The 13,241-nt window shown below is 71.2% G+C and carries 12 protein-coding genes; 9 read left to right on the forward strand and 3 right to left on the reverse strand.

Going from position 1 to position 13,241, the window contains the following annotated elements; translation table 11 throughout:
• Window positions 1–64: 64 nt before the first annotated feature.
• From ACFXJ8_RS26935 to ACFXJ8_RS26945, 3 genes are read left to right on the forward strand one after another with little or no spacing between them, the layout of a single operon-like run.
• Window positions 65–646: a TetR/AcrR family transcriptional regulator gene (locus ACFXJ8_RS26935; protein WP_379646744.1), complete on the forward strand. Its 582-nt coding sequence runs from the start codon at window positions 65–67 to the stop codon at window positions 644–646.
• 30 nt (window positions 647–676) lie between these two features.
• Window positions 677–1,195, forward strand: a complete 519-nt coding sequence (locus ACFXJ8_RS26940) for a DoxX family protein (RefSeq protein WP_379646745.1) — start codon at window positions 677–679, stop codon at window positions 1,193–1,195.
• Window positions 1,196–1,254: 59 nt separating this feature from the next.
• On the forward strand, window positions 1,255–2,421 hold the full coding sequence (locus tag ACFXJ8_RS26945; RefSeq protein ID WP_379646746.1) for a glycoside hydrolase family 1 protein: 1,167 nt from the start codon (window positions 1,255–1,257) through the stop codon (window positions 2,419–2,421).
• Here the strand turns inward: ACFXJ8_RS26945 and ACFXJ8_RS26950 are convergent.
• Both ACFXJ8_RS26950 and ACFXJ8_RS26955 read right to left on the reverse strand, forming a co-directional pair.
• Window positions 2,335–4,554, reverse strand: a complete 2,220-nt coding sequence (locus tag ACFXJ8_RS26950; RefSeq protein WP_379646747.1) for a glycoside hydrolase family 3 C-terminal domain-containing protein — start codon at window positions 4,552–4,554, stop codon at window positions 2,335–2,337. The genes ACFXJ8_RS26945 and ACFXJ8_RS26950 overlap by 87 nt on opposite strands.
• Window positions 4,535–5,152 (reverse strand): TetR/AcrR family transcriptional regulator, encoded by a 618-nt coding sequence (locus ACFXJ8_RS26955; protein ID WP_379646748.1) that lies wholly within the window; start codon window positions 5,150–5,152, stop codon window positions 4,535–4,537. The genes ACFXJ8_RS26950 and ACFXJ8_RS26955 overlap by 20 nt, the downstream gene beginning before the upstream one ends.
• Before the next feature lie 70 nt (window positions 5,153–5,222).
• On the opposite strand from ACFXJ8_RS26955, the gene ACFXJ8_RS26960 reads away from it, so the two are divergent.
• The 4 genes from ACFXJ8_RS26960 to ACFXJ8_RS26975 are packed head-to-tail and all read left to right on the forward strand — an operon-like array spanning window position 5,223 to window position 10,112.
• Window positions 5,223–6,731 (forward strand): ABC transporter substrate-binding protein, encoded by a 1,509-nt coding sequence (locus ACFXJ8_RS26960; RefSeq protein ID WP_379646749.1) that lies wholly within the window; start codon window positions 5,223–5,225, stop codon window positions 6,729–6,731.
• 2 nt (window positions 6,732–6,733) lie between these two features.
• On the forward strand, window positions 6,734–7,675 hold the full coding sequence (locus ACFXJ8_RS26965; protein WP_379646750.1) for an ABC transporter permease: 942 nt from the start codon (window positions 6,734–6,736) through the stop codon (window positions 7,673–7,675).
• Window positions 7,672–9,321, forward strand: a complete 1,650-nt coding sequence (locus tag ACFXJ8_RS26970; RefSeq protein ID WP_379646751.1) for a dipeptide/oligopeptide/nickel ABC transporter permease/ATP-binding protein — start codon at window positions 7,672–7,674, stop codon at window positions 9,319–9,321. Before ACFXJ8_RS26965 ends, ACFXJ8_RS26970 begins: the two co-directional genes overlap by 4 nt.
• Window positions 9,318–10,112: an ABC transporter ATP-binding protein gene (locus ACFXJ8_RS26975; RefSeq protein ID WP_379646752.1), complete on the forward strand. Its 795-nt coding sequence runs from the start codon at window positions 9,318–9,320 to the stop codon at window positions 10,110–10,112. The genes ACFXJ8_RS26970 and ACFXJ8_RS26975 overlap by 4 nt, the downstream gene beginning before the upstream one ends.
• On the opposite strand, the gene ACFXJ8_RS26980 is transcribed toward ACFXJ8_RS26975, so the two are convergent.
• Window positions 10,085–11,668, reverse strand: a complete 1,584-nt coding sequence (locus ACFXJ8_RS26980; RefSeq protein WP_379646753.1) for a family 20 glycosylhydrolase — start codon at window positions 11,666–11,668, stop codon at window positions 10,085–10,087. The genes ACFXJ8_RS26975 and ACFXJ8_RS26980 overlap by 28 nt on opposite strands.
• A gap of 116 nt (window positions 11,669–11,784) precedes the next feature.
• Between ACFXJ8_RS26980 and ACFXJ8_RS26985 the strand changes: the two genes are divergently transcribed.
• Window positions 11,785–12,168, forward strand: a complete 384-nt coding sequence (locus tag ACFXJ8_RS26985; RefSeq protein WP_379646754.1) for a hypothetical protein — start codon at window positions 11,785–11,787, stop codon at window positions 12,166–12,168.
• Window positions 12,165–13,106 carry an NAD-dependent epimerase/dehydratase family protein gene (locus ACFXJ8_RS26990; RefSeq protein ID WP_379646755.1) on the forward strand — a complete coding sequence of 314 codons (942 nt, stop codon included), beginning with the start codon at window positions 12,165–12,167 and terminating at the stop codon, window positions 13,104–13,106. Before ACFXJ8_RS26985 ends, ACFXJ8_RS26990 begins: the two co-directional genes overlap by 4 nt.
• The last annotated feature ends 135 nt before the right edge of the window (window positions 13,107–13,241 follow it).

The raw sequence follows: 13,241 nt of genomic DNA on the forward strand, positions 1-13,241 counted from the left end.
TGAGCATGGCGAAAGGGAATCCGATCTGTCAATACGGCACGTGCCGTGCCACTATCGTGATGGCATGACCGACAAGCGCAGCCGTCGCACCGCCGACCGGACCGAGGCCATCATGCGGACCACACTGGAGCTGGTCCAGGAGATCGGCTACGCCAAGCTCAGCATCGAAGCGGTCGCGGCCCGCGCCGGAGCCGGCAAACACACGATCTACCGGCGCTGGCCGTCCAAGGGGGCCCTGTTCCTGGACTCGCTGCTGTCGTTGAACGCTCCCGGCCTGGACTACCCCGACACCGGCGACATCGTCGCCGACCTGCGCGAGCAGATCTACGCTGCCGTCGACCTGTTGGGCAGGCCGCCTGTGGGCCCCTTGTTCCAGGCCCTGGTCGGCGAGGCCCAGCATGATCCCCAGGTCGCAGCCGCGCTCAACGAGCGCTTCATCATCCCGCAGGCAGAGAAGACCGCCGTCCGGCTGAAGGCGGCCCGCGACCAGGGCCAGCTGTCACCCGACTTCGACCTGGACCTGGCGATGGCGATCCTGTCCGGTCCGCTGTACTTCCAGTTTCTGATCATCCAGGAGCCGGTGACCCACGAGTACGTCGACCGGATTCTCGATGCCCTCTTCATCGGGATGCGGCCACGGCAGTGAAGCGTGGTTTGTCCGGGTAAGAACCCATTTATGAAGGTGACTGCGGAGGACACGGGGATCCTGCTGCTGCGCGTCCCGGCGGGGCTGCTGCTCATGGGGCACGGCGCGCAGAAGCTGTTCGGCTGGTTCGGCGGAGGAGGTCCCGACAAGACCGGCGAGCTGATGACCGCGCTCGGCTACCCGCAGGGCAGGACGATGGGCCTGGCCGCCGGACTGGGCGAGCTCGGCTCCGGTGCGGGGATCGTCCTGGGCGCGGCCACGCCGGCCTCCGCCGCCGGTCTCATCGCGACGATGACCAACGCGATCGTCTCTGCCCACCTGCCCCAGGGGCTGTGGGCGCAGCACGGCGGGTTCGAGTACCCGCTGGTGCTCGGCGCGGGCGCGGCGGCGCTGGCGGTGCACGGGCCGGGCAAGCTGTCGGTCGACGCGCTGCTCGGCTGCGAGCGCAAGGGGCTCGGCTGGGGGCTGGGCGCGCTGGCGCTCGGACTCCTCGGCGCGGCGGCCGTCCTCTCCCTGCGCCAGCGCGACGACGGCGACGCGGCCCATTAAATTAACCACGTGGTAGATTTTGCGGAACGATCGCCGCAACCACGTGAAGGGCAGGCGGGATGGACCGCGCATTCCCGAAAGGGTTTCTGTGGGGCGCTGCGGGCAGCGCTCACCAGACCGAGGGCAACAACGTCGCCAGCGACATCTGGGCCCTGGAGCACCGCCCCGGCTCCCCGATGAGCGAGCGCAGCGGCGATGCCTGCGACAGCTACCACCGCTGGCGCGAAGACCTCGACATCGTGCGGTCGCTGGGCTTGACCTCATGTCGCTTCGGCATCGAGTGGGCGCGGGTGGAGCCGGTGGAGGGGCACATCTCGCACGCCGCGCTGGCGCACTACCGGCGGGTGATCGAGGGATGCCTGGAGCGCGGCCTTACCCCGGTGGTCACGCTCCACCATTTCTCCAGCCCGCTGTGGTTCCAGCAGGAGGGCGGCTGGCTCGCCGACGCGGCGGTGGCGCGCTTTCGCCGCTATGTGCGCGCGGTGCTGCCGATCCTGGACGGCGTGCGGTGGGTGTGCACCATCAACGAGCCCAACCTGGTGGCGATGATGGCGGGCCTGACGAAGGACGACAGGCAGACCGGCGGCGTCGCGGGCGCGCTGCCGCCACCCGACCAGGCGACGGCCGACGCGCTGACGGCGGCGCACCGCGCGGCCCGCGAGGAGCTGACCGGCTTCCTGTCGGGCTGGACGATCGCCAACCAGAACTTCGAGGCGCTCGACGGGGCGCACGACGAACGTGACGCGTGGGCGTGGCCACGCGAGGACCGGTTCATCGAGGCGGCCAAGGACGACGACTTCGTCGGCGTGCAGGCCTACACCCGGGTCCTGGTCGGCCGTGAGGGCGCGCTGCCAGTGCCGGAGGCGGCCCGCCGTACGCTCACCGGCTGGGAGTTCTACCCGGCGGCGCTGGGCAACGCCGTACGGTACACCGCCGCGCGGGCGCCCGGCGTGCCGATCCTGGTGACGGAGAACGGCATCGCCACTGCCGACGACGCCGCGCGGGTCGAATACACCCGCGGCGCCCTGGCCGGGCTGCACGCCGCCATGGCCGAGGGCGCCGACGTCCGCGGCTACCTGCACTGGTCGCTGCTGGACAACTACGAGTGGGGCTCCTACACCCCCACCTTCGGGCTGGTGTCAGTCGACCGGGTCACCTTCGCCCGCACCGTCAAGCCGAGCGCCCGCTGGCTGGGCGAGATCGCCCGCACCGGGATCCTCGGCTAGGGCGGCGACGAGGCTGTCCACCACCTCGGTGGACAGCCCCACGCCGAAGGTGGCGAACTTGGCCAGCGGCACGCCGAGCGCCATCCGCATGAGGGCGGGGTCGGCGGGCGCCGCGCCGGGGTCTATCACCTGCCTCAGCGCCCGGCTTCCGGCCGGGTGGGCCAGCCACTCGCCGAGAGTGGACATCCTGCCGAGTGGGGCCCGGTGGCCGTCGCCGGGGGTGGACAGTTCGGCGCGCAGGCGGATGTCGCGCGAGGAGGCGCCGACCTCGACGGTGAAGGCGCCCGCGTCGACCTGCCAGTCGTGCCGGCTGACCGACCAGCGCGCCAGGTCGCGCGGGGTGAGGGTGAAACGGACCCGCTCGCTCCGGCCCGGCTCCAGACCGACCTTGGCGAAGCCGCGCAGCTCGCGGCGCGGCCGGTGGTTGCCGTCGAAGGCCACGTAGAGCTGGACGACCTCGTGCGCGAAGCGCTCGCCGGTGTTGGTGACGGTGACCTCGACGCCGCGCTCATCGGCCTTCAGGTCGGTGTACTCGAAGCGGGTGTAGGTCAGCCCGTGGCCGAAGGGGTAGGCGACCTCGACGTCGGCCGTGTCGTAGTAGCGGTAGCCGACGTAGCGGCCCTCGCCGTACACCACCCGGCCGTCCTCTCCGGGAAAGTGCAGGTAGGAGGGGACGTCGGCGAGCCTGAGGGGGATGGTCTCGGCGAGCCTGCCCGACGGGCTGTGCGCCCCCGTCAGCAGGTCGGCGACGGCCGAGCCGCCCGCCTGGCCGAGCAGCCAGCCCTCCAGGACGGCCGCGGCGCAGTCCTGCCACTCGGCGACCGACACGACACCGCCGTTGGACAGCACGACGACGACCTTCTCGCACACCTCGGCCACCGCGCGCAGCAGGGAGATCTGCGGCTCGGGCAGGTCGATGGCGGTGCGGTCGAACCCCTCCGACTCGGCCGGCTCGGGCAGGCCGAGGAAGACCAGCGCCACCTCGGCCTCGGCCGCGACGGCGACGGCCTGGCGGGCGAGCTCGTCGTCCTGCTCGCCGTCCAGCCGGTAGCCGCCGGCGAAGGCGGGCTCGCCCAGGGCCTGCCAGGCGTTGTCCAGCCGGGTGGGCACCACGTGGGAGCTGCCGCCGCCCTGGTAGCGCGGCGTACGGGCGAGCTCGCCGATCACACACACGCGCCGGCCAGGCCGCAGCGGCAGCACCTCGTCGTCGTTCTTCAGCAGGACGGCCGACGCCCTGGCCGCCTCGCGGGCCAGCTCGTGGTGGGCGTCGACGTCCCAGTCGGCGAAGCGCGCCCTGCCCTCGACGCGGCGCGCCAGCCCGACGACGCGCTCCACCGCCCGGTCGAGCGCCTTCTCAGCCAGCCGGCCCTCGCGTACCGCCCTGACGATCTGCTCGTCGGTGCCGGTCGGCGGCATCTCCAGGTCGAGCCCGGCCTCCAGCGCGGCGACGCGGTCGTTGACCGCGCCCCAGTCGGAGACCACCAGCCCGTCGAAACCCCACTCCTCGCGCAGCACCTCGGTCAGCAGCCACCGGTTCTGGCTGGCGTGCACGCCGTTGATCCGGTTGTAGGAGCACATGACGGTGTACGGCCTGGCCTCGCGCACGATGTGCTCGAAGGCGGGCAGGTAGATCTCGCGCAGCGTCCGCTCGTCGACCTCGGCGCTGACCCGCATCCGGTCGGTCTCCTGGTTGTTGACCGCGAAGTGCTTGACCGAGGCGCCGACGCCCAGCGACTGGATGCCGGTGACGACGGCCGCGCCCATCACCCCGGTCAGGTGCGGGTCCTCGGAGAAGTACTCGAAGTTGCGCCCGCACAGCGGCGAGCGCTTGATGTTGACACCGGGCCCGAGCAGCACGTCCACCCCGAGCGCGCACGCCTCACGGGCCAGCGCCTGCCCGACCCGGCGGGCCAGCGGCGCGTCCCATGAGGAGCCGAGCGCGACGGCAGGCGGGAAGCAGGTGGCCGGCTCGCTGTCGTTCAGGCCGAGGGCGTCGCCGGTCCGCTTCTGCCTGCGCAGGCCGTGCGGCCCGTCGGACAGCGTCAGGGCCGGCACGTCGCCGACCGCGGTGGTGTGCCAGGTGTCGCCGCCCGAGGTGAGCGACGCCTTCTCCTCAAGGCTGAGGTCGGTCATCGAGGTCCAATCCGAGCTGGGTGAGGTAGGTGACGACCGAGGCCCGCATGTCGACCTCGTCGGGGTCCAGCAGCCACTGGGTCTGCAGGCCGTCGACCAGGGCGAGCAACTGCTGGGCGACGGCGTCGGGGTCGTGCGCTATGGGCGGTGAGGCGCGCTCGAACAGCACGCGCAGCAGCCGGGCCGTGCCCTTGCGCAGGCGGCGGTAGCGCTGGACGAAGTAGTCGTGCGCCGGATGGGCCGGGTCGCTCGCCTCACCGGAGACCTTCACGAACAGGCCGACCAGACCGGGCGTGCGCATGTTCCACGTCAGCTGGTCCAGGTGCCGTTCGAGCAGCCTCTCCGGATCGGAGTCCCCTGTGAGTGTCTGCTCTGCCGCCAGTTCCTCGCGGCGGGTGAGCACCTGGATGAGCAGTTCGTCCTTTCCTGGGAAGTGATGCAACAGCCCGGCATGGGTCATCCCGGCGTGTGCTGCGATGTCACGCAGGGACACGGCGTAGAAGCCCGAGCGGGAGAACAGCTCCATGGCCGAGTCGAGGATGCGCTCGCGGGTGCGCGCCCCCTTGGTTCCCCGGCGCGGTTTCGGCGTCGTCTGCACATCGCTAAATCTACCATCTGGTTAGTTTTATCTGTATGCTCGCCCGAAAATCTGAGACGGAGTGAGCGCCATGAAGAGATCCGCCGCGCTGGCCGCCCTGCTGGCCATCGCGCTCGCCGGCTGTTCCGACACCGTGGACGCAGGGCCGGCCGCCACCAAGGCGCTGACCATCGCGACGATGACCCTGCCGCAGAGCCTGGATCCCAAGGACGCCAACGGCAGCGCCATGCCGTACTTCCAGGCGGTCTACGACACTCTGGTCAGGCGCGCCCCCGACGGCACCTACAGCCCGAAGCTCGCCTCGGCGTGGACCTTCAGCAAGGACCGCACCGAGCTCTCCCTCACCCTGCGCGGCGATGTGAAGTTCGACGACGGCAGCCCGTTCGACGCCGCGGCCGTCAAGGCGAACATGGAGCGCTTCCGCAAGGGCGGCGGCGCCCAGGCCAAGACGCTCAACGACGTCAAGGACATCGAGGTCGTCGACGACACGCACGTGACGCTCAAGCTCTCCCAGCCCAACTCCGCGCTGCTGTTCTACCTCAGCGACGCGGCCGGCCTCATGGCCAACCCCGCCGACTTCGCCAAGGGCGAGGCGCTCAGGACCAGGCCCAGCGGCACCGGCCCGTACGACCTGGACCAGAAGCAGACCGTCATCGGCACCAAGTGGGTCTTCACCAGGGCGCCCGGCTACTGGGGCGACAAGCTGCCCTACGACTCGGTCACCATCAGCTACTTCGACAACGAGACCGCCATCGTCAACGGCGTCAAGACCGGGCAGATCAACGCGGCCCTCATCCAGGACGCCGACCAGCAGATCAGCATCGAGGCCGACCCGAACGTCAAGACGACCAAGCAGGACTTCGACTTCCAGGGCATCCTGCTGTTCGACCGGGCCGGCGCGGTCACCCCGCAGCTGAAGGACCCGCGCGTGCGCCAGGCGCTCAACCACGCCATCGACCGCCAGACGATGCTGGCCAAGATCCGCCAGGGCCGCGGTACGGTCACCAGCCAGATCTTCGGCCCCTCCACCGCCGCCTACAAGCCGGAGCTGGACGGCTACTACGCCTTCGACCAGGACAAGGCCCGCCGCCTGCTCAAGGAGGCGGGGCTGGAGGGCGGCTTCACCCTCGAGCTGCCGCGCATCCCGGCGATCGTGTCCGACGCGCTGGCCGCCTCGCTGCGGACCGACCTCGGCGCCGTCGGCGTGAAGCTGGTCTGGGAGGACGTGGACGCCGGCTCGGCCGTCCAGCGCATCTTCCGCGACCGCGCCTACTCCGGCATGGTCATGAACATGGGCCAGTCCTCCGCCGACTGGGTCGTCGTCGGCGAGCTGGTCCTGCCCGGCGCGTTCAACATGTTCGGCTACACCGACGACACCGTGAAGGCACTGCTGCCCAAGATCCAGAAGAACGGCGCGAAGGAGGACCTGCAGGCCCTCAACGAACACCTCGTCAAGGACGGCTGGTTCCTGCCGTTCTACCGGATGACCTACCTGCACGTCTCCGACGGCAGCGTGACCATCGTCCCGCAGGACGGCATGGCCGTCCCCTCGATCTACAACTACTCCCCCGCCCGCTGACCATGCTCGGCTTCATCGCGCGCAGGATCGCGGCAGGGGTGTTCCTGCTGCTGGTGATCTCCCTGCTCTCCTACACGCTGCTGTCGATCCCGCACCTCGACGTGGGCAGGCAGCTGCTCGGCCAGGGCGCCGCCCAGGACCTCGTCGACGCCAAGAACGCCGAGCTCGGCCTGGACCGCCCCGCCGTCGTGCAGTACCTCGACTGGCTGGCGGGCGCCCTGCGCGGCGACTTCGGCACCTCCTGGTTCACCAGCGAGAACGTGCTCCAGGCGGTCGCCAACCGGCTGCCGGTCACGCTCAGCCTGATGATCGGCGTGACCGTCGTCACCGCGGTGGCGGCGTTCCTGCTGGGGATCTGGGCAGGCGTGCGCCGCGGCGCCGTCGACCGGTTCGTGCAGGTGTTCGCCGTGGTGGGCTACGCGCTGCCCGGCTTCCTGGTCACGCTGGTCATCGTCCTGGTCTTCGCCGTACGGCTGCGCTGGTTTCCCGCCATCGGCTACGTGAGCCTCGGCAGGTCCTTCACCGGCTGGCTGTCCACGATCACGCTGCCGATCATCTCACTGTCGATCGGCTCGATCGCGGGCGTCGCCCAGCAGGTCAGGGGGTCTGTCATCGACGTCATGCGCCAGGACTTCGTGCGCACGCTGCGCGCCCGCGGGCTGCCGCCGTGGCGGATCGTCTTCCTGCACGTGGTGCGCAACGCCTCGGCTCCGGCGCTCGCGGTGCTCGGGATGCAGTTCGTCGGCCTGCTCGGCGGAGCCGTATTGGTGGAGCAGATCTTCGGGCTGCCCGGCATCGGCAGCATGACCGTCAGCTACACCACCCGCGGCGACATCCCCGTCATCATGGCGCTGGTCATGTTCACCGTGGTCGGGGTGATCCTGATCAACCTCGTCGTCGACATCCTGATCGGGTGGCTCAATCCGAAGGCGAGAATCGCATGAGGCATTCGCTGGGGCTGGTCTCCGGGCTGCTGCTGGCCGTGATCGTGCTGGCCGTGCTGGCGGCCCCGCTGCTCAGCGCGCACGCGCCGGAGGTGTCGAGCCTGCGCCACGCCTTCGAGGGCCCGGCGGCAGGGCACCCGCTCGGCTTCGACTCGGCCGGCCGCGACGTGCTGGCCAGGCTGCTGTACGGCGGGCGCAACACCCTGGGCGGCGCCGTCATCGCGCTCGCGGTCGCCCTGCTCCTCGGGGTGCCGGCGGGACTGCTGGCCGGATACCACGGCGGCTGGTTCGACTCCACCGCGTCGTGGCTGGTCAACCTGGTGATGGCGTTGCCCGCGATGGTGGTGCTGCTGGCCTCGCGGGCCATCCTCGGCTCGGCCGTCTGGGTGCTCATGGTGGTGCTCGGCTTCCTGGTGGCGCCCAGTTTCTACCGGCTGGTGCGCGGCATCGTCGCCAACGTGCGCGGGGAGCTGTACGTCGACGCCGCCAGGGTGTCCGGCCTGAGCGACGCCCGCATCATGGCCCGCCACATCCTGATCGTCGTGCGGGCGCCGATCATCATCCAGGTGGCGCTGGTCGCAGGCATCGCCATCGGGCTGCAGGCGGGCCTGGAGTTCCTCGGCATCGGCAGCGGCGACGCCCCCACCTGGGGCGCGATGCTCAACGAGGCCTTCAAGAACATCCAGCGCGAGCCGCTGCTGATGCTCTGGCCCGGGCTGGCGCTCGGCCTCACCAGCGGCGCCCTCGTCCTGCTCGCCGCCGCCCTGCGCGACCTGCTCGAAGATCGCGGAACGGCTCCCGCCAAGCCGCCCGCCGCGCGGGCCGTACCCGCCGAAGGGGCCGCCACCGGCGCGGCGGGTGAGCGCGCCGAACTGCTGTCGGTGCGCGACCTGACCGTCTCCTATGCCTCGGGCGAGGTGGTGCACGGAGTCGACCTCGACGTACGCGCCGGGGAGATCGTGGGACTGGTCGGCGAGTCCGGCTCGGGCAAGACCCAGACCGCCTTCTCCATCCTCGGCATCCTGCCCGAAGGCGGTCGCGTCTCGCGCGGCAGCATCACCATCGGCGGCCGGGAGATCGTCGGCCTGCCCGAGCGCGAGCATCGCGAGCTGCGCGGCACAGTCGTCGCCTACGTGCCGCAGGAGCCGATGAGCAACCTGGATCCGGCCTTCACCATCGGCCACCAGCTCGTCGAACCCCTGCGCTACAAGCTCGGCCTGTCCAGGGCTGCGGCCCGGGAGCGGGCGCTGGAGCTGCTGCGGCTGGTCGAGATCACCGACCCGCGGCGCACCTTCGACTCCTATCCGCACGAGGTGTCCGGCGGCATGGCCCAGCGCGTCCTGATCGCCGGAGCCATGTCGTGCGAGCCGCAGCTGCTCATCGCCGACGAGCCCACCACCGCGCTGGACGTCAGGGTCCAGGCGGAGGTCCTCGACCTGCTGCGCAGGCTGCAGCGCGAACGCGATCTCGGCGTGCTGCTGGTCACCCACAACCTCGGCGTGGTCGCCGACCTGTGCGACCGGGTGGCCGTGATGCGCGAGGGCCGCATCGTCGAGAGCGGCGCCGCCGACCAGGTGCTGGCCGCGCCGCGCGACCCCTATACCCGCAAGCTGCTCGCCGCCGTGCTCCCCCTGGAGGTCGCGTGAACGCCCTGCTCACGGTCGAGGACCTGCACGTGTCCTTCCCCGGCAAGGGGTGGCGCGCGCCGCGGGTGGAGGTGCTGCGCGGCGTGAGCCTGGACATCGAGCCCGGCCAGACGCTGGGGCTGGTCGGCGAGTCGGGCTCGGGCAAGACCACGATCGGGCGGGCGATCCTCGGGCTCGTGCCCATCCAGTCGGGTACGGTCACCTTCGCCGGTGAGCGCCTCGACCAGGTCGGGCGCGGGCGCAGGAGACAGCTGAGCCGCGACCTCCAGGTGATCTTCCAGGACCCCTACACCTCGCTGAACCCGTCGAGGACGATCGGCGACACGCTGTCGGAGCCGCTGCTCGGGCAGGGACGGTCGGCGCACGAGGCCCGTCAGCGGGTCGGCGGGCTCCTCGACCGCGTGCACCTGCCGGCCGATGCCGCCGGGCGGCTGCCCCGCGAGTTCTCCGGCGGTCAGCGGCAGCGGGTGGCGATCGCCCGCGCGCTGGCCATCGACCCCCGGCTGATCGTCTGCGACGAGCCGGTCTCCGCGCTCGACCTCACCACCCAGAAGACCGTCCTCGACCTGCTGCTGGAGATCCAGCAGCAGACGGGGGTCGCCTACCTGTTCGTCTCGCACGACCTGGCGGTGGTGCGCTTCATGAGCCACCGGATCGCCGTCATCCACCACGGGCAGATCGTGGAGAACGGCGACGCCGCGAGCGTGACGGCCCAGCCGCAGCACCCCTACAGCAGGGGGCTGCTGCGGGCCGCCCGCCGCTTTCAGCTGAACAGCTCCTCGGAACGGTAGTAGCCGCCCCAGCCGAGCCGCTGCCACCATCCGGCGTGAAGGGCCACGCGAGCGCGGTAGTCGTCCCAGGCGGTGGCCCGCCGCGTCCAGGCCTTCTCCGCGATGCCCGGCAGGCGGGGAAGCAGCAGGAAGGCCAGATCGTCGAAGCCGGTGACGCTCTCACACCAGATCGCCGCCTCCACCCCGGCCAGCCGCGCGCCCTCGGGGATCTCGTTCAGCTCGTCCGGATGCCAGTCGAACAGCTGCCTGCTGGTGCGCGGGGTGTAGGCGGCCATGCCCACCTGCGTGCGCCTGGCCGTCTGCTCGGCCAGCGTCGACTCCTCGGCGTAGCGGCGGTCGAGGTAGAGCACCCTGCTGGGCGAGGCGAGCACCCATGCGCCGGCGGCCACGGCGGCCGGCGCGTCGTGCGGCGCCTGCGCGAAGGACGCGGCCACGACCTCCAGGAGCGGGTGGTACTCGGCGGGGACGGCCTCGCGCGCCTTGTCGGGGTCGAAAGCGTCGCCGTCGCCGACCCAGCACTGGGCCACGTCCCGCGGCGTGAGCGCGCCCGACCTGGCCGCCTCCTGCCAGGCGACCACCCGCTTGCCCGTGGCTCTGCCCAGCTCCATCGAGCGTGCCGTGAACGCCGCGTACAGCTCGTGCGGCATACCGAACGCCTCGTCGCCGCCGACGTGCAGGAACGGACCGGGAGTGAGCTCGGCCAGCTGGCCGAGCACCTCGGCCACGAAGCCGTCCGTCGCCTCCGCCCGCGGGTCGAGGTAGCGCAGCAACTCGTGGACGGGCTCGTCCACGCCCGCCAGCTCCGGCCGCGCGCGGATCGCCGCCTGGGTGTGTCCCGGCATGTCGATCTCGGGGACCACGGTGACGAAGCGGGCCGCGGCGTAGGCGACCAGCTCGCGGTAGTCGTCGCGGGTGTAGAACTGGGCGCCGTCGCCGTTGCGTGAGCCGTCGCCGCCCGGCCAGTTGCGCTCGTCGGTCAGCTCGGGATGGCCTGCGATCTCCAGGCGCCAGGCCTGGCTGTCGGTCAGGTGCAGGTGCAGCACGTTGAACTTGTACACGGCCAGCAGGTCGATCACGCGCTTGACCTGGTCGACGGGGAAGAACCTGCGCACGACGTCCAGCGCCAGGCCGCGCCAGCGCAGGGCCGGGCCGTCGACGACGCGCACGCCGGGAACCTCCAGGTCCTGGCCGACGAGCTGGGCGAAGGTCGTCGCCCCGCGAAACAGCCCTTCGGCCGACTCGGCGCTCACCGTGGCGCCGTCCGGGCCGACCAGCAGCTCGTAGCACTCGCGCGCCCGGTCGGGCCGGTCCAGCGGATCCACACCGCGCGCCTGGACGGGGGCTTCGGCCGGACCAGGCCGCAGGAGCAGGTCGGCGCTGCCGGTTACCTGGACGGTCGGCTCCACGCCGTGCAGCCGGGCGAGCAGGTCCGCCACGACCTCGGCGAGCCCGAGCAGGTCGCCGGACGGCACGCCGATGCGCGGGCGCGGGCCCAGGCTCATCCCGGGCGGTGAGGGGGTGAGTTGCTGGGGTGCGGGGACAAGCGGGAGGGTCATAAACATTTCCTACCACATGGTAAGAAATCATGTGATCAGGGTCACCGGCGGCCGATGTCACATCCGTTCCAGCCCGCTCCGTCTCTTCCGCGTAGCCGAACGAGAGAGGAGTAATCGTGCGAGATCTCTTCATCAAGATCGCCGTCGTCGTCTCGGCGGCGACGATGCTGATCACCGGTGTGTGGATGCGCGTCAATCCCGCCGGTTTCGCCGCGTGGGCCAACTGGCCCAACCATGTGCACTTCCTGCACGACGCCGGGGTGTTCCAGATGGGCATCGGCGTCATGATGCTCAGCGCCCTGTGGTGGCGCGACGTCATCGCCGTGGTGCTGACCGGCTTCGTCTTCGCCAACACCTTTCACGCGATCAACCACGCGCTGGACCGCCCGCTCGGCGGCGGCCACGACTCGGACTGGTGGAACCTGGCGATCTTCTCCGCGCTGGCCGGGATCGCGCTGGTCGCCCGCCTGCGCGGCGTACGGAAGGGGCAGCGCGCATGAGAGTGCTCCTCGCGGGCGCCACCGGCACCCTTGGCACCGAACTGGTCGGGCAACTGCTCGAGGCCGGCCACGAGGTCCTCGGCCTCACCCGGTCACAACGCGGCGCCGCCAAGCTCGGCGCCGGCGGGGCGAGGCCCGTCGTGGCCGACCTGATGGACCACGACGCGCTGATGGCCGCGCTCGACGGCCACCGGGCCGACGCGGTGATCCACCAGGCCACGGCCATCACCGGCATGCCGATGTTCCACCGCGACCTGTACGCGACCGACCGGCTGCGCGACCAGGGCACGGCCCACCTGCTGAAGGCCGCCCGGCGGGTCGGCGCGCGCCGGTTCGTCACCCAGTCGTTCTTCCTGGGGTACGGCTACCGCGACCACGGCACGCAGCCGGTCACCGAGGATCACCCGTTCGCCGAAACAGGACAGGGCGCGGGCTACGACGTGCACATGCGGTCGATGCGCGCCAACGAGCGGCAGGCCTTCCACACGCCAGGGATCGAGGGGATAGCGCTGCGCTACGGCATGTTCTACGGCCCCGAGGTCTCCACCTGGAAGCTCATGGACCTGGCCAGGAAACGCCTGCTGCCCGCCGTCCGGCCGACGGGTGTCGTCTCGCTGATCCACATCCACGACGCGGCCTCGGCCACCGTGGCCGCGCTCGAACGGGGCGCGCCCGGCCGGCCGTACAACATCGCCGATGACGAGCCGGTGGCCTTCGACGAGTACGTCGGCGCGCTGGCCAGGGCCGCCGGGGCGGGCAGGCCGATGCGGCTGCCCGGCTGGACGTTGCGGGCCACGCCCTACCTGCACGCGATGATGGTGGGCACCCGCATCAGGCTCTCCTCGGAGCGGGCCAGGCGCGAGCTCGGATGGGCGCCCGCCTACCCCAGTTACCGTGAGGGGCTGCCGACCTGCGCCATCCGGGTCACGATGACCTGACCTCTTCGCGACCTGACCTCCCAGTGGGCTGCCTGCCGCTCCGGAACTCGCACCCTGACATGAAGAGCGGTCGCGGCTACAGCTTGTTGATCCAGACGGGGTCGGCGCAGCGACGGACGTGCTCGGTGGTGGTGC

This window comes from Nonomuraea sp. NPDC059194 (assembly GCF_042754765.1).
In the GTDB taxonomy this organism is placed as follows: Bacteria; Actinomycetota; Actinomycetes; order Streptosporangiales; family Streptosporangiaceae; genus Nonomuraea.